At 44.8% G+C, this 17,282-nt stretch carries 13 protein-coding genes; 3 read left to right on the top strand and 10 right to left on the bottom strand.

Features of this window, described 5'->3' with window-relative positions:
* Nucleotides 1-86: 86 nt before the first annotated feature.
* The 6 genes from ppiD to tig form a co-directional block, all read right to left on the bottom strand.
* A complete protein-coding gene (gene ppiD, locus NDJ01_RS10530) occupies nt 87-1,946 on the bottom strand; it encodes a peptidylprolyl isomerase (protein WP_258586671.1) in 1,860 nt (619 codons plus the stop codon).
* 201 nt (nt 1,947-2,147) lie between these two features.
* A complete protein-coding gene (locus NDJ01_RS10525) occupies nt 2,148-2,420 on the bottom strand; it encodes an HU family DNA-binding protein (RefSeq protein ID WP_005382341.1) in 273 nt (90 codons plus the stop codon).
* 191 nt (nt 2,421-2,611) lie between these two features.
* Nucleotides 2,612-4,963, bottom strand: coding sequence for an endopeptidase La (lon, locus tag NDJ01_RS10520; protein ID WP_005390529.1), 2,352 nt, complete (start codon nt 4,961-4,963; stop codon nt 2,612-2,614).
* A gap of 129 nt (nt 4,964-5,092) precedes the next feature.
* On the bottom strand, nt 5,093-6,373 hold the full coding sequence (gene clpX / locus NDJ01_RS10515) for an ATP-dependent protease ATP-binding subunit ClpX (RefSeq protein WP_005390528.1): 1,281 nt from the start codon (nt 6,371-6,373) through the stop codon (nt 5,093-5,095).
* Between the two features lie 70 nt (nt 6,374-6,443).
* The gene (gene clpP / locus NDJ01_RS10510; protein WP_005382347.1) at nt 6,444-7,070 is read right to left on the bottom strand and encodes an ATP-dependent Clp endopeptidase proteolytic subunit ClpP; all 627 of its coding nucleotides are present in this window, start codon (nt 7,068-7,070) and stop codon (nt 6,444-6,446) included.
* A gap of 105 nt (nt 7,071-7,175) precedes the next feature.
* A complete protein-coding gene (gene tig, locus NDJ01_RS10505; protein WP_047009482.1) occupies nt 7,176-8,483 on the bottom strand; it encodes a trigger factor in 1,308 nt (435 codons plus the stop codon).
* 526 nt (nt 8,484-9,009) lie between these two features.
* Between tig and NDJ01_RS10495 the strand changes: the two genes are divergently transcribed.
* The 3 genes from NDJ01_RS10495 (at nt 9,010) to NDJ01_RS10485 (ending at nt 12,436) form a co-directional block, all read left to right on the top strand.
* The gene (locus NDJ01_RS10495; RefSeq protein ID WP_258586670.1) at nt 9,010-10,833 is read left to right on the top strand and encodes an ATP-binding protein; all 1,824 of its coding nucleotides are present in this window, start codon (nt 9,010-9,012) and stop codon (nt 10,831-10,833) included.
* A 4-nt stretch (nt 10,834-10,837) separates the two neighbouring features.
* Nucleotides 10,838-12,175: a sigma-54 dependent transcriptional regulator gene (locus NDJ01_RS10490; RefSeq protein WP_005390512.1), complete on the top strand. Its 1,338-nt coding sequence runs from the start codon at nt 10,838-10,840 to the stop codon at nt 12,173-12,175.
* A 78-nt stretch (nt 12,176-12,253) separates the two neighbouring features.
* Nucleotides 12,254-12,436 carry a hypothetical protein gene (locus NDJ01_RS10485; protein WP_041853050.1) on the top strand — a complete coding sequence of 61 codons (183 nt, stop codon included), beginning with the start codon at nt 12,254-12,256 and terminating at the stop codon, nt 12,434-12,436.
* A 42-nt stretch (nt 12,437-12,478) separates the two neighbouring features.
* Here NDJ01_RS10485 and NDJ01_RS10480 read toward each other — a convergent pair whose 3' ends face one another.
* From NDJ01_RS10480 to NDJ01_RS10465, 4 genes are all read right to left on the bottom strand, one after another.
* Complete coding sequence (locus tag NDJ01_RS10480; protein ID WP_047009484.1) at nt 12,479-13,840, bottom strand: TRAP transporter large permease; 1,362 nt, start codon at nt 13,838-13,840, stop codon at nt 12,479-12,481.
* Nucleotides 13,841-13,843: 3 nt separating this feature from the next.
* Complete coding sequence (locus NDJ01_RS10475) at nt 13,844-14,518, bottom strand: TRAP transporter small permease (protein WP_005390505.1); 675 nt, start codon at nt 14,516-14,518, stop codon at nt 13,844-13,846.
* A gap of 70 nt (nt 14,519-14,588) precedes the next feature.
* Nucleotides 14,589-15,587: a TRAP transporter substrate-binding protein gene (locus NDJ01_RS10470; RefSeq protein WP_012842023.1), complete on the bottom strand. Its 999-nt coding sequence runs from the start codon at nt 15,585-15,587 to the stop codon at nt 14,589-14,591.
* 211 nt (nt 15,588-15,798) lie between these two features.
* Nucleotides 15,799-17,268: a protein adenylyltransferase SelO gene (locus NDJ01_RS10465; RefSeq protein WP_258586669.1), complete on the bottom strand. Its 1,470-nt coding sequence runs from the start codon at nt 17,266-17,268 to the stop codon at nt 15,799-15,801.
* Between the last annotated feature and the right edge of the window lie 14 nt (nt 17,269-17,282).

The raw sequence follows: 17,282 nt of genomic DNA, 5'->3' as shown, positions 1-17,282 counted from the left end.
TGATGATTGAAGTTAATAAAGACAAAAATAAAACGGACCGCTTATGCGGTCCGTTTTAGTTAACATGCAAATTACACTAATTGTGCTTAGTTGCTCACAATAAAGTACTCAATGTCAGTGTTTGCGCGCAGTACAGCTAGCACAGAGGATAGGTCTTGCTGAGAAGATGCTCGCTGCATTTGCATCGCAACTTGCTCTTCTAAATCACTATCTAGCTCAGCATTTACAGCATCAAGCTCGATGATAACAATGTTACCTTCAAGATCTTTAGACTGGCCATATACTGGCTTACCATCGACTGGTTTTGCCATCGCGAATACCGTTGTTGCCAACGGAGAACGGCGATCTACTGTCTCTTGTTCACCAAATGCAAGGTTGTTTTCAGTAAGCACATCTGTCTTACCTTCTTTCAATGCAGCAACAACCTGTGTACCAAGTTCCATCGCATCTTGCTCACCCTTAACGCGAGAAAGCTCTGCAATAACCTGATCTTTCACTTCTTCTAGTGGAAGAACCGTCTCATCACGTGCGTCTTCAACACGAACAACAATAATATGTTCAGGTGCAACTTCGATAGCTTCAGAGTTTAAGCCATCTTCTTTTACTTCTGGGCTAAGGATAGCTTGCATTACCGCAGGGTTACGAAGCACTTCAGGTGCGTCAACTTGAGAAATAAAGTCCGTTGTCTTCACTTCTTGGTTAACCGCTTGAGAAGCGTCATACAATGAGTCTGGGTATTCAAACGCTACGCGCTCAAGCTCGCTTTGTAGCTCGTAGAATTGATCAACTGCTTGTTGGTCAACCATTTCTTGTTTTATTTCAGCGGCTACTTCTTCAAATGGCTTCGCCACAGAGTCTTTTAGCTCTTCAAGCTTGATAATATGGTAACCAAAGTCCGACTTTACTAGACCCGACGTATCGCCTGGATTCTTCAACGCGAATGCCGCTTCTTCAAAAGCAGGGTCCATCACATCACGCTCAATCCAACCTAAGTCACCGCCGTTTTCAGCACTGCCAAAATCGTCAGATTTCTCTTGAGCAAGCGTTGCAAAATCTGCTCCCGCATTTAGCTCATCTAAGATAACCTGCGCTTTTGCTTCATCGTCCCCTTCTACAAGAATATGAGCGACACGGCGCTGCTCTTCTGAAGAATATTTGTTTAAGTGCTCATCGTAGTACTTTTTCACCTCAGCCTCAGAAACATTAACTTGTTCCTTTAGCGCTTCAGCAGACAGTTCGATATAAGCGACTTTAACCTGCTCTGGGCGAGTAAAGTTATCAGGGTTTGCTTTGTAGTACTGTTGAATTTCTTCGTCAGTCAATTCAATGTTTTTCGCAAACTCTGCTAAGTCGATTTTAATCGTGCGAATATCACGAGTTTGAGTGAACAGCTTACCTTCTGCCTGTACTTCACCTGGCAGAATAAATTCACTGTTTTGTAGTGCATTCAGCAGTTGTTCACGAACCAATTCACGACGCATGTACTCAGCAAAAGAGTCTGGCGAAAAGCCTGCACGACGCAGAGAAGCTTGATAGATCTCTTGATCGAACTGACCATTAGATTGGAATTGAGGCATGTCTAGAATCATGCTACGAACTTGGGTGTCGCTGATTCGCAGACCTAAAGCTTCTGCTTGTTGGTCAAGCAACACGTCATTGATCATTCGATCTAAAACGGATTTGCGGAAAGATTCAACATATGCAGGGTCAGCCAGCATTTGAGAGAAGTAGTCACCCAACTGAGCTTGCATACGGTTACGCTCATTTTGGTATGCCATCTCGAACTCACCACGAGGAATCTCAGTGTTACCGACTTTCGCTGCAGAGTTGTTGTTACCACTAACGATGTAGCTACCTACACCTGCAAATACGAAAGACAGGATGATAAGCCCAAGGATAATTTTGACCGCGATGCTATTCACGCCTTCGCGTAGTCGATCCATCATAATTTAACTGCTCTCCACAATTGAAGCCTACTGCTTCTATCTAATAGAAATAATGGCGCAATAATATCAGAAAAAGAAATGCGCATCAGTATGATGCGCATAATTTAAGAAAGTTCGGCTCGAAGTTTGTAAATTTTTGTTCGAAACTTATTGTTTGAGCAAAAGTTAAGCAAATGGCCGGTTACAGAATTAACGCTGTGATTAGTTACAAGCGTCTTTCAGTGCTTTACCAGCTTTAAAAGCTGGTACTTTTGCTTCTGCGATTTGGATTTCTTCACCAGTTTTTGGGTTACGACCAGTACGTGCAGCACGAGTACGAACGCTAAATGTACCAAAGCCAACTAGAGCAACTTGATCACCAGACTGAAGAGTACCGCTTACTGCTTCGATGAATGCATCTAGAGCACGACCCGCTGACGCTTTAGAAATGTCTGCATTTTCTGCGATTTGTTCTACTAACTGAGTTTTATTCACTGTAATTTCCCCTTTGTGTCATCTGTGATTATTTTTGTGATGACTTTCGTTCCATTGTTAAGAAAATATGCTCCATCCCTTATTCGTCAAGGGCTGGCAGCTATCGAAACTAACTTAGCGCCCAAAAAAAACGCTGACAAGCCTTTTTAGACTTATCAGCGTAAACTTTTACTTATTTTTGCTGCACATCACTATTTTTGAGACTCAAACTCAACGCCCGTCGGGTCTCGCTCTAGTGCGACTTTCAGTACTTCATCAATCCACTGTACAGGGATGACTTCCAGATCAGCGATAACATTATCAGGAATCTCTTCCAAATCACGTTCGTTGTCTTTTGGAATTAGCACAGTCTTAATGCCGCCACGGTGTGCCGCAAGTAACTTCTCTTTTAGGCCACCGATAGGCAGGACTTCACCACGCAGTGTGATTTCACCCGTCATCGCTACCTCTGCTTTCACAGGGTTACCTGTCAGAGCTGAAACCAAAGCAGTACACATTGCAGTACCCGCACTTGGGCCATCTTTTGGCGTCGCGCCTTCCGGTACGTGCACGTGAATATCTTTCTTCTCGTAGAAGTCAGTATTGATACCCAGTTTTTCTGCACGAGAGCGAACTACTGTCATTGCGGCTTGGATAGACTCTTGCATCACGTCACCAAGAGAGCCCGTTTGCGTCAGCTTACCTTTACCTGGCATAGATTGAGTTTCAATCGTTAGCAGATCACCACCCACTTCTGTCCAAGCTAGACCTGTCACTTGACCAATTCGGTTACTTTCATCCGCTTTACCGTAATCGAAACGTTGAACACCCAAGTACTCTTTTAGGTTGTCCATCGTTACCGTTACTGACTTGATGTCTTTATCCAGCAAGATGTTCTTCACGGCTTTACGGCAGATCTTAGAGATCTCACGTTCTAAGTTACGGACACCCGCTTCACGAGTGTAATAACGGATGATGCCAATAATCGCAGAGTCTTCAATGATGATCTCATCCGGTTTTAGACCATTGCGCTTCACTTGCTTATCAACAAGGTGACGTTTTGCAATGTTCAGCTTCTCGTCTTCGGTGTAACCAGATAAACGAATAACTTCCATACGGTCTAACAATGGACCTGGAATGTTCATCGAGTTCGAGGTTGCAACGAACATAACGTCAGAAAGGTCGTAATCCACTTCTAAGTAGTGATCGTTGAACGAGTTATTCTGTTCAGGATCAAGTACTTCTAGTAGCGCTGATGCCGGATCGCCGCGCATATCTGAAGACATTTTGTCGATTTCGTCCAATAAGAACAATGGGTTCTTCACGCCAACTTTCGACATCTTCTGGATTAATTTACCTGGCAATGAGCCAATGTAAGTACGGCGGTGACCGCGGATTTCTGCTTCATCACGTACACCACCCAGCGCCATACGAACGTACTTACGACCTGTAGCAGAAGCAATTGAACGACCAAGAGACGTTTTACCCACACCTGGAGGACCAACAAGACAAAGGATTGGACCTTTTAACTTATTGATTCGGTTTTGAACCGCCAAGTATTCAAGAATACGCTCTTTTACGCGCTCTAGACCGTAGTGGTCTTCATTAAGAATCTCTTCTGCTTTCGCTAAATTTTTCTTAACTTTTGAGCGTTTAGCCCAAGGCACGCTGACCATCCAATCGATGTAGCTACGAACCACTGTTGCTTCGGCAGACATTGGAGACATCATCTTAAGCTTTTGCAGCTCTTGCTCAGTCTTTTCACGTGCCTCTTGAGGCATTTTTGATTCGTCAATCTTCTTCTGCAGCGTTTCGAACTCGTCTGGTGCGTCTTCCATCTCACCAAGTTCTTTCTGAATCGCTTTCATTTGCTCATTCAGATAGTACTCACGCTGAGATTTTTCCATTTGCTTTTTAACGCGACCACGAATGCGTTTTTCAACTTGCAGCAAATCGATCTCTGATTCCATCTGGCCCATTAGGAATTCCAGACGCTCAGTGACATCAACAATTTCAAGTACTTGCTGCTTATCCACCAGCTTCAACGGCATATGGGCTGCAATAGTATCCGCTAAGCGAGCCGCTTCGTCGATACCGTTGAGTGAGGTGAGAACTTCTGGTGGAATCTTCTTGTTTAGCTTAATAAAGCCTTCAAACTGATTGATCGCACTGCGAACAATCACTTCTTGCTCACGCTCATCCAATTCTGGCGTAACCACAAATTCCGCTTCCGCTAGGAAGAAGTCACTCTCTTTAAAGTGATTGATTTTCGCACGTTGCTGGCCTTCAACCAGTACTTTTACTGTGCCATCCGGAAGCTTCAGTAGCTGGAGAATGGTGGCTACCGTACCTACTTCAAATAGGTCGTCAACCGTAGGCTCATCAGTATCAGCTTGCTTTTGTGCCACAAGAAGAACTTGTTTGTTGGTTTCCATCGCCGTTTCTAAACAGCTAATCGATTTCTCACGACCAACAAACAATGGAATAACCATGTGCGGGTAGACCACTACGTCACGTAGAGGTAGTACCGGGATCTCGATACGCTCGGAACGTTCCAAGTTCATATAATTCTCTCTTCCGCTTTCACGTTTACGTATTACTTATCGATTTATATGGGGGCTAATTGTTTGGATTCAATAAGAGAAATAAAAAAAGGAGGTAATTACTTACCTCCTTTTTCATTACGGCTGAATTTATTCTGCTCCAGCGGCCTGATTGTCTGAGTTGCTATAAATAAGCAATGGCTCTGACTCACCATTGATGACGGACTCATCAATCACGACCTTACTTACGTCTGTCGCAGATGGCAGTTCGTACATGGTTTCCAGTAATACGCCTTCAAGGATCGAGCGTAAACCACGAGCACCTGTCTTACGCTCCATTGCTTTCTTAGCGATAGCGCGCAGCGCATCTTCTCGGAACTCAAGTTCGGCGTTTTCAAGCTCAAACAATGCTGCGTATTGCTTGGTTAATGCGTTCTTCGGTTCACATAGGATCTGAATCAACGCTTCTTCATCAAGCTCAGTCAGGGTTGTTGTCACAGGAAGACGACCAATGAATTCTGGAATGAGTCCGTACTTCACTAGATCCTCAGGCTCAACCTGAGTAAATAACTCACCCACGGTCTTCGATTCGTTTTTAGAACGAACTTCAGCACCGAAGCCAATACCTGTACCTGTTGCAACACGCTGCTCAATCACCTTATCTAGGCCAGCAAATGCACCACCACAGATGAACAGGATCTTCGACGTGTCCACTTGTAGGAATTCTTGCTGAGGGTGCTTACGACCACCTTGAGGTGGAACCGATGCAACCGTACCTTCGATAAGTTTTAGTAGCGCCTGCTGAACACCTTCACCAGATACGTCACGCGTAATAGATGGGTTTTCAGCTTTGCGTGAAATTTTATCAATTTCATCAATGTAAACGATGCCGCGTTCAGCTTTAGCTACATCGTAATCACATTTTTGCAGAAGCTTTTGGATGATGTTTTCAACGTCTTCACCCACATAACCAGCCTCGGTTAGTGTGGTTGCGTCTGCCATTGTAAATGGCACATCCAAGAATCGAGCTAATGTCTCAGCAAGTAGTGTTTTACCGCTACCTGTTGGGCCAATTAGAAGGATGTTACTTTTACCAAGCTCTACACCTTCACTCGTTGTATCACCATTGCGTAAACGCTTGTAGTGGTTATATACCGCAACTGCGAGCACTTTTTTCGCGTAATCTTGCCCGATCACATAGTCATCAAGGTGTTCACGGATCTGTTTTGGCGTTGGTAACGCTTCAGATTCTTTCTTAGGGAGAACATCCTTGATTTCTTCGCGAATAATATCGTTACATAAGTCGACACACTCGTCGCAAATGTACACTGACGGACCTGCGATTAGCTTGCGAACTTCGTGCTGACTTTTGCCGCAGAAAGAACAGTACAGCAATTTACCGCTGCCACTTTCTTTGCTTTTATCTGTCATTCGCTAACCTCTTAGCCTTTACTCTTCATGAATGAGTGTATATCAATTTTTGCCAAAATGCGCTGGCTAATTACTCGCCGCGGTGGCTTAACACTGCATCCACGATACCGTATTCCACAGCCTGCTCTGATGACATGAAGTTATCACGATCAGTATCGCGCTCAATGACTTCAAGAGGTTGGCCAGTATGTTCTGCTAACAACTTGTTTAGCTTCTGCTTAATGGTCAGGATTTCCTGAGCATGGATTTGGATATCAGAAGCTTGACCCTGGAAACCACCCAATGGTTGGTGGATCATTACACGAGAGTTAGGCAGTACGTAACGCTTACCTGGCGCACCACCTGCAAGCAGGAAGGCACCCATTGAACATGCTTGACCCATACATACAGTGCTAACATTTGGCTTAATAAACTGCATGGTATCGTAGATAGACATACCAGCTGTTACGCTGCCGCCTGGCGAGTTGATGTATAGGAAAATATCTTTATCTGGATTTTCAGATTCTAGGAAAAGTAGCTGAGCCACGACAAGGTTTGCCATGTGGTCTTCCACTTGACCCGTTAAAAAAATCACGCGCTCTTTCAGCAGACGTGAGTATATGTCGTAAGAGCGCTCGCCTCGGGAAGTTTGTTCAACCACCATTGGTACTAGCGCGTCCATAATTGGCGACATTGCATTTTTTTCTTGGTAGCTCATATTCTTATGTCCCTAAAATAAATGGCCCGGATGATGACTATCATACGGACCATTGTTAGCAGAATAGTTAACGTTAAGTCAACCTTCTACGCAAGATATTGCTTATTAAGCAGCAGGTTGTTGTTGGTTAAGTAGCTCGTTGAAGCCTACTTCTTTCTCAGAAACCTGTGCTTTAGCGATGATCGCGTCGATTGCTTGCTCTTCTAGAGCTACATTGCGCATGTTGTTCATCATTTCTTCGTTTTGCTCGTAGTAAGCAATAACTTCTGATGGATCTTCGTATGCAGTAGCCATTTCTTCAATTAGAGCTTTAACTTTCTCGTCGTCCGCTTTTAGCTCTTCAGACTTGATTACTTCACCTAGTAGAAGACCAACTACTACGCGACGTTTAGCTTGCTCTTCGAACAACTCACGTGGAAGCTGAGCAGCAGCTTCTGGGTTACCACCGAAGCGTTGTGCAGCTTGTTGACGTAGAACTTGGATTTCTTGCTCGATAAGCGCTGATGGTACGTTGATGTCGTTTTGCTCAACTAGACCGTCAATCGCTTGCTCTTTGATGCGGTTCTTAACAGCTTGCTTAAGCTCGCGTTCCATGTTTTTACGAACTTCAGCTTTAAGTGCTTCAACACCGCCTTCAACAACACCGAACTTAGCAACGAACTCGTCGTTTAGTTCTGGTAGTTCACGAGCTTCAACTTTGTTCACTTTGATTGCGAACTTAGCTGCTTTACCTTTTAGGTTTTCAGCGTGGTAATCTTCTGGGAAAGTCACATCGATGTCGAATTCCATACCTGCAGTTTTACCTGCGATACCGTCTTCGAAACCAGGAATCATGCGACCAGCGCCCATTTCTAGTGGGAAGTTCTCAGCTTTACCGCCCTCGAATTCTTCACCGTCGATAGAACCAACGAAGTCAATGCTTACGCGTTTGCCATCTTCTGCTGCTTCTTCAACTTCAACCCAAGTAGCTTGTTGCTTACGTAGAGTATCGATCATCTCTTCTACGTCTGCGTCTTTAACTTCAGTTAGCGGTTTTTCAACAGTGATGTTTTCTAGGCCTTGAAGCTCAACTTCTGGGTAAACTTCAAAAGTTGCAGTGAAAACTAGGTCTGAACCTTCTTTGTTTTCTACAGGAGCGAAAGTTGGAGCGCCAGCTGGGTTGATTTTCTCTTTAACGATAGCTTCGATGAAGTGGCGTTGCATAACTTCACCAAGAACGTCTTGACGTACTGCTTTGCCGTACATCTTAGCAACCATTTTTAGAGGCACTTTACCCTTACGGAAACCATCGAAACGACGGTTTTTAGCGATGTTGCGTAGTTCAGCTGTTACAGCGTCTTCGATGTTTGCAGCTGGAACAGTAATGTTTAGACGGCGCTCTAGGCCCTCTAGCGTTTCAACAGTAACTTGCATTATATATAAACCTCTAAAGTGGCTCGGTTTTCCGAGCGTATGAGCGAAACTCAGCGGAGCTTACGCTTCATCCTTGTGTAGTGTTCTGTCCGAACACCTAATTTAAATCGAGTATCGATACTGTTTGTCAGTACCGGACTAATCAGTGATATCTTCGATAAAATTACCAAAGGTATCTCCTATTAGCCTCAGGACAGAATTTTTAGACGCGACATTCTAGCGATCTGTCGCAACCCTGTCGAGCCAATAGCCACTATGTGGACATTGTCTGCGCTAAATTCTCGAATGCTGACCCATTTTTTCTTCAAAAATGCGATTCAAACACCGTCTAAGTATCGTCAGCATATCTAGAATGGGGACAATAGCGACTTTTTCAAGAGAATCGACCGGTTTTTTTATCGAAAAGCCTAAAAAGAGATCTTGCTCTTGTTTTACTCCACAGAGTTGAAAACTAAATCCCTAATCCTCCCTACAAACTATTAACATTTTCTTACGTGACCAAAGGAAAGGTTTAAGGAGTGTAAGGATGTCGCAAAAAAACCGGATTCTGCTGACTTTTTTTGCCTTCTATTTCCTTTGCGCAATCATAGGTGGTCATTGGGTTTGGCAGACTAGTTATCAATCATTGCTTGATAAACACCAGTCCCAACTTGAGCAATTTTCTAGTCATATTAAAAACAAACTCGATAAATACGCCCATATCCCTAACCTTCTGGCTAAAGATGACCCTCTCCATCAAGCGTTACTGCATCCAAATAACAGTGCCCAACTGGAACTCACCAATCGGTATTTAGAATCCGTTAATGACGTGATTGAAGCGGCAGATACCTATTTAATCGATCAATGGGGTACAACGATCGCGGCCAGCAACTGGCGTAAAGAGCGATCTTTTATTGGACGAAATTTTGCGTTCCGCCCTTATTTCAAACAAGCAATCGTTGGGGAACGAAGCCAATACTACGCGCTGGGTTCGACTTCGGGTAAGCGTGGCTACTACTATTCTTATCCGATCATATACGCGGGCGGCGTACTTGGTGTGGTCGTGGTTAAGATGGACTTGAGTAAGATAGAAGACAACTGGCAGCAGCCAAATAGTGTGTTCGTCGCGAGCGATCCGCACGGGATTGTTTTCATGAGTAGCCGAAGTGATTGGCTACTCAAAAGCTTACAACCGCTGACTGAGAATGAAAAAAAGCAAGTTTGGGCAAGCCGACAATATCTTGATGAGCCAATTGAAACCCTAGGACTGGTGGGCAATGTGGAGGAAACGCATTCTGAGCTAAAACAAGGTTACCCATATAACAAAGGGACCTTGGTGGTCTCTTCGTTGCCCCTACCAGAGCTCAAGCTGACCATCCGTGTACTATCTCCTAAGCAGTCTATCGTCTGGCTCACAATGGGTTACATTTTTGTACTTACTCTTGCATTCACCGTGTTGTTTTTAATTGGCCAGCTCATCTATCACCGTCAACAACGCCACTTACAACTTGAGAGAATTCAGCAAGAGGCAAATCAAAAACTTGAATATCAAGTCATGGCTCGCACCGCAGAATTGCAAGCAGAAATCGCCCAGAGAATTGAAACGGAACAAACACTTCGCCTAACGCAAGACGAACTCGTTCAAGCTGCGAAACTAGCAGTATTGGGGCAAATGTCAGCCAGTATCAGTCATGAACTGAATAATCCACTTGCGGCCATTCGTAGCTTTGCTGAAAACGGCAAGCTGTTCCTCCAAAAAGAAAAATATGAGCGAGTGGAAGATAATCTAACTCGCATCTCAGCCCTCACTGATCGTATGGCAAACATCAGTCAGCAGCTTCGTTCTTTCGCTAAAAAAACCAGTGGAAACGAGCTGGCTCAATCTCGTTTTTTTCCAGTAATTGCCTCAGTCAAAGAGCTGATGAAACCCGCACTTAAATCTGCACGTGTCACGCTAGAAACGCAGGTACCAGAGCACGATGTTGAAGTTCAGATCAATATCATTCAACTTGAACAAGTGTTGGTTAATTTACTGACCAATGCGATAGAGGCTCTCAAAGAGAAACAAGACAAACAAGACAAACAAGACAAACAAGTACAATTATCCATAGAGCAAGACGAACATGTCGGTTTGGTTTGGATTCATGTAGATGACAATGGTCCAGGGCTTGGAGATTTCTCACTTTCGGACTTATGTGAGCCTTTCCTAACTACCAAACAAAATGGGTTAGGTTTAGGACTCTCTATCTCGCAACAAATCTTAGCCAGTATGAACGGAAGATTATGTGCCCAAAATCGAGAACAAGGCGGAGCTCGATTTTCATTGTGTTTACCTATCGCTCCTAACAACACAGAACAATCAAAAGGATGAGATCATGTGTCAGGTGTTTTTTATTGATGATGAAGCCGATCTTAGACTGGCAATAGAACAAACGTTTGAATTGGCAGATATCGATGCCACATTCTTTCCAGACGCTGAATCTGCCTTACTCGCCATTAAGCAGGGAGCCGAGCCAGGTGTGGTGATTACCGATATTTGCTTACCCGGTATTTCAGGGATGGATTTACTGAATACCCTTGTGCGCAAAGACACCCATCTTCCCGTGATTATGATTACTGGTCATGGCGATATCTCAATGGCGGTTAATGCGTTACACCAAGGAGCGTATGATTTTATCGAAAAGCCATTCCCACCTGAGCACCTAGTTGAAACCGTCAAGCGCGCCATTGAGAAGCGCCAATTAACGGTTGAAAACGAGAAGTTACGCCTGTCTCTCAAGGCAAGTAAAACGCTCGGACCTCGTGTTATCGGAGAAACGTCTAGCATTCAAATGTTACGCGAAACCATTGCTCACATCGCCGATACTGATGCAGATATCTTATTGTTTGGCGAAACTGGTACAGGTAAAGAGTTAATCGCCCGTTCTTTGCATGAGCAAAGCTCTCGACGGAACCAAAACTTTGTCGCAGTAAATTGTGGTGCAGTACCAGAGAATTTGATTGAGAGCGAACTCTACGGGCATGAAAAAGGCGCATTTACTGGCGCAGAAAGCCGCCGTATCGGTAAGTTTGAATTTGCTCAAGGCGGTACACTTTTCTTGGATGAAATCGAGTCAATGCCAATCCAAGCCCAAATCCGTTTACTGAGAGTACTGCAAGAGCGTGTGATTGAGCGTGTCGGCTCGAATGAACTCTTGCCCTTAGATATTCGAGTAATTGCCGCAACCAAAGTCGATTTGAAACGCGCTGCTGAAGAGGGAACCTTTCGCCAAGATCTTTACTATCGACTGAATGTGGTTACCTTAGATCTCCCACCACTGCGTGAACGGAAAGAAGACATCCCTGCCCTCTTCCATCACTTCCTATTGGTAGCGGCTTCACGTTACGGTAAAAGCTCTCCTAGCTTGTCATCCCACGACCTCGCCCAACTGATGAACCATGACTGGCCAGGCAATGTTCGCGAGCTAAGAAATGCAGCAGAGCGTTTCGTGCTATTGGGTAAATTAATTCAGTTAGGAGAATCGACTCCGGTTGCCAAGCCTTCTTCAAGTCTTGCAGAACAAGTAGCAGAGTTCGAGAGAGCTGCCATTGAAGGCGCATTACTGGAAAATAACGGCAGCATTAAACAAACAATGGCGCAACTGAATGTGCCTCGAAAAACTCTGTATGACAAAATGCAACGCTATCAAATAGATAAAGAGCTCTATAAATAAAACGATTCTCAAGGATTGGTATTATATCCAACTTGAATCATAATTTTTAATAATTGATTCATCATGGTTGTTACGGATATGAACGAGAAAGTGAGAATACCGATCATTACAGATACCGTGATGGTAGACGGGCAATATCAAGAAGAGAGACGTTCAGGCGAGGAGCGGCGCAAGAATAAAAAGAAGTGGCGAAGCTACGAGCGGCGAGTCCACCCAGACCCTCGTAGGCCTAGCTACAAACCCATAGACGAAGAGGTGTGAATCATCACACCTCTTTTGTTTTTCTTCAAATATCTGGTGCCATTACTTAGTAATGATTTCTGGCCCCATCAAGGTGGTTGGTAACCAAGTCGACACCCATGGCACGTACGTTACAATAATGAGGAATAGGAACATCACCGCCACCCATGGCAGTGCGGCTTTTACTACATTCATCATCGACATTTTGGCAACACCTGCAGTAACAAACAAGTTAAGCCCAACAGGTGGTGTTATCATACCTATCTCCATATTCACCACCATCATAATACCTAAGTGAATTGGGTCGATCCCCAGTGCTATCGCAATTGGGAACACCAGTGGTGCAACAATGATCAATAAGCCTGATGGCTCCATAAACTGACCACCAATCAACAGCAATACGTTCACCACAATCAAGAAGGTGATTGGTCCTAGACCAGCTGACATCATCGACTCTGTGATCATTTGCGGGATGCGTTCTTCCGTGAGAACGTGCTTCAAAATTAACGCATTGGCAATAATGAAAAGCAGCATGATGGTGAGTTTACCCGCTTCATAAAGCGTGTGTTTGGTGTCTTTATGAACGAAGGTTTGGAAGATTTTAACGAGCGCAGGTTTAGTGTTTTTCTTGTCTGCAAATGGCCCCATGTCTTTGTATACAAAGTTGGCAATAAAGAACGAGTACACAGCAGCAACTGCAGCGGCTTCTGTTGGGGTGAAAATACCGCCATAAATACCACCGAGAATGATCACCACCAGCAACAAGCCCCAGCTTGCATCCTTAGCTGCATCAAACGTCTCTTTCCAACCGACAAATGGTTGTTTTGGCAGGTTCTTAATACGGGCAGCAATATAGATCGCTATCATCAACATGACACCCGCTAGCAAACCGGGAATCACACCACCGAGAAACATGCGTCCAACTGACACATCGGTCGCGGCAGCGTAAACTACCATAACGATAGACGGCGGAATCAAAATCCCTAGCGTACCTGCGTTACAAATTACGCCGGCCGCAAACTCTTTTGAGTAACCGTTTTTGATCATACCTGCGATAACGATGCTACCTATGGCAACAACCGTTGCTGGAGATGAACCTGACAGCGCGGCAAACATCATACAAGCGACAACCGAAGCCATCGCTAAACCACCACGGAACCAGCCTACAATCGCAATCGCGAAACGAATGATCCGTTTCGCTACACCACCTGTCGACATAAAGCTTGAAGCTAAAATGAAGAATGGAATTGCTAGCAGAGTGTAGTGTCCAGCAAATGCATTAAACAACGTTTGAGCAACAGACGCCAAAGACGCATCCGAATGAATCAAAAGGAAAAGAATACTGGAAAGACCAAGAGAAACTGCGATTGGCACGCCGACGAGCATGAAGCCAATCACCATCAAAAATAGAAATAAGATATCCATGGCTTATTGCTCCTTGCTCTTAGAATTGTCTGAGGCCTTTGGAGCCATAAGATCACCGGCATCACTCATCTCTTCTTGAAGCGCCTCTAGCTCTTCTTCTGCTTCATGCCCTGCAATCAGTCGGTCGAGCTTTCCGGTAGCAATTTGCCATGTTGCCTGAGCAAATCTCAGCGTTAGCAACGCCATACCAAGCGGCAAAGCGAAATAAGGAATAAAACGTGGCAGCTTTTCGTAACGCTCTCCCTCGTTTAACCAATCCGCCATAAACTGAAGCATTTCCGGCATTGGAATATCATCCGTTTCATACCACGCTCGGTCTGTGGCGAACGGATACCAGTAGTTCCAAGAGCCAATTAAAAGCAAAATAGAGAAGGCTAAACAGCATATTGCAGCAAATAACGCCAAGGCTTTTCGTTTGCCCTCTGGCACTATGTTGATGATCACATCAACACCAATATGAAAGTGTTTTTTCACACCGTAAGAAGCGCCGACCAACACCATCCATGCGAACATAAAGACGGTGAGCTCAAGCGCCCAAAGAATATTGTCGTTAAAGACATAACGAAAGATGACATTGGCAAAGGTTAACAAGGTCATGGCACCTAGGAAGAAAGCAATCAAAGTCTCTTCAATGGCATCGGTGATTCGTCCAGCCTTGGCAAAAAAAGTCTGTTCCATAATTACATCACGTCGTCTGTAGGGGAAAAGAGCCCCCTCTAATCGAGAGGGCTAAGCGTGCTAGGCGTTATTATTTTTGGTTAGAAGCCAAAGCGGCTTCGATTAGGTCAGAACCAATGTCTTTTTCAAACTTCTTCCATACTGGCTGAAGTGCAGTGACCCATTCTTGGCGCTGTTCTGGCGTTAACGTGCGAACCACACCACCAGCTTCGATGATGTTGTTTTTGTTCGCCAGGTTCACTTTGGTCGACTCAGCATTACGCTGCGCTGTCACCTCTTGGATGATTGTGTTTAGCTGCTCGCGCTGCTCGTCTGGTAAGTTTTTCCAGAAGTCGTTTGACGTCACTACTAGGTAATCCAGAATCCCGTGGTTCGTTTCCGTAATGCCATCTTGAACTTCGAAGAACTTTTTGCCGTAGATGTTTGACCAAGTATTTTCTTGACCATCAATAACCTTAGTTTGCAGGCCACCGTACACTTCTTTGAATGACATTTTTTGCGGGTTTGCGCCTAGCTGTTCAAACTGAGCAACGAGAACGTCAGAAGCTTGAACACGGAACTTAAGCCCTTCAGCATCGGCTGGAGAAATGAGCGGCTTGTTGGCTGACATTTGCTTCATGCCATTATGCCAAAACGCAATACCTTGTAGGCCACGTCGTTTCATTGAGTTTTTCAGCTTTTCACCGGCTTCAGAGTTTTGGAAGCGGTCAACAGCGTCGACATCGTCGAATAAGAAAGGCAGATCGAAAAGGCGGTACTTTTTGGTGAATTTCTCAAACTTAGAAAGAGAAGGTGCAGCGAGTTGAACATCACCATTTAGTAGTGCTTCCAACACCTTATCATCATCGTAAAGCGTTGAGTTCGGAAACACCTGCATACAGACTTTACCGTTCATCTCTTCGTTAACGCGTTTTTCAAGTAACGAAGCCGCAATACCTTTTGGGTGTTTGTCCGCGTTCGTTACATGGCTGAACTTGATGACCGTTTCACCTGGGTCACAATTCGCGGCAGCGTTAAAGCTCGTTACAGCAAGCGCAGAGACAGATAGTAGAGTTAGAGGCTTAAACATTATTATTCTCCTTGTTGAATCACATCCCATCCCGTCCATGAATAACTAGGTATTAGGCGATGGGTACGGATGTTCAACAAAGAGCAATTAATGGACCATGTTAAAATTCATATGCATTTCAATAAATTAACAAAGCCCATTAACATGAACACAGAGTATAACGAGTGAATTCCACCCAAGAAAAAGATTCAAATGGGTGGGAAATGACCCATTATGAAGAACAGCTTATCTCCATTTTCTTCCCCCATTCCGGTGGCAATTTCGCGTAATCATCAAACTCGGGTTGCTCATCAAATGGGCGCTTTAACAGTTCGGCCAATCGGTGTAATTCACTAAAGTCCCCTTCTTCCGCTTTATCAATGGCCAACTGAGCCAAGTAGTTACGCAAGATGTATTTGGGATTGGCTTGACGCATCTGTTCGCAACGCTGTTCGGCTGAAATCAGCTCCCCTAGTTCATCAACCTCTAGCTCACATCGAGCTAAGTACAGATCAAGCCAAGCTCGCGCAGCTTCTCGGTCGAGAAACAAGTCGATTACGGCTTGAGAAGAATCAGTATCAAGATTTGAAAGCGTTCTAAAGAAGCGAGTGTAATCCGTGTTATTTTGGTGAAGGAGCTCAAACATTGCTTCAAATAAACGTCCATCTTCCGCGATCTTGGTTTTTAAACCCAACTTCTCACGCATTAGGCGGCTGAACTGCTGACTCAACCGGACTTCAAATTGGCTCAACGACGCTTCTAAATCTTCTCGCTCAACGAGTGGCGATAGCGCATGCGCGAGTGCTGAGAGGTTCCAAAGCGCAATTCTTGGCTGTTGGTCAAATGCATAACGGCCTTGGTAGTCGGAATGATTACAAATATATCCCGGCTCATAATCATCAAGAAAACCAAACGGGCCGTAATCAAACGTTTGACCAAGGATCGACATATTGTCGGTGTTCATTACCCCATGAGCAAACCCATACGCTTGCCAATAAGCAATCATGTCCGCTGTTTTCTGAACAATTTCACCAAACATTGCAGCGTATGGCTTCTCTGCCGATGCACAATCAGCAAAGTGCCACTCGATCACTTTGTCCGCCAGCAACTTCTGCTCTGCCAATTGATTGGTATAGAAAAAATGCTCGAAATGGCCAAAACGCACGTGGGTCTCCGCCATACGAATCAACATTGCGCCGAATTCTGTTTTCTCGCGATAAACCGGCGTGTCACTGACCATCATGCCAAGAGCACGGGTCGTCGGGATCCCAAGCCCTGCCATGGCTTCACTACATAGATACTCACGAACGGTTGAGCGCAACACCGCCCTGCCGTCCCCCGTTCGCGAGTAGGGGGTTAGCCCCGCGCCTTTAAGGTGAATATCAAACCAAGTGCCATCTTGATGCTCAATTTCCGCCAACAGCAATCCACGTCCATCGCCCAAGTCTGGGTTGTAAACGCCAAACTGATGTCCTGCGTATTTCATCGCCAAAGGACGAAACGGTTCGAATTCGCTTTGCCCAGAAAAAACAGCCAATAGCTCATCGTTTTGCTCTGCTGGTAAACCAAACTGCTGCGCCAACTCACCATTCCAAGCGACCCAACGAGTATTATCCAAGGGTTGCGGCTCGACCAAAGTATAGAAAGCTGACGGTAATTGACTAAAGCGATGGGTGAAACTGACCCGTTGCCAAATGGACATGTGGGGTTCCTTAA

The organism is Vibrio sp. HS-50-1 (assembly GCF_024747315.1).
In the GTDB taxonomy this organism is placed as follows: Bacteria; Pseudomonadota; Gammaproteobacteria; order Enterobacterales; family Vibrionaceae; genus Vibrio; species Vibrio diabolicus.
The sequence above is the reverse complement of the archived record's forward strand: the minus strand, read 5'-3'. Positions and strand labels throughout refer to the sequence as shown.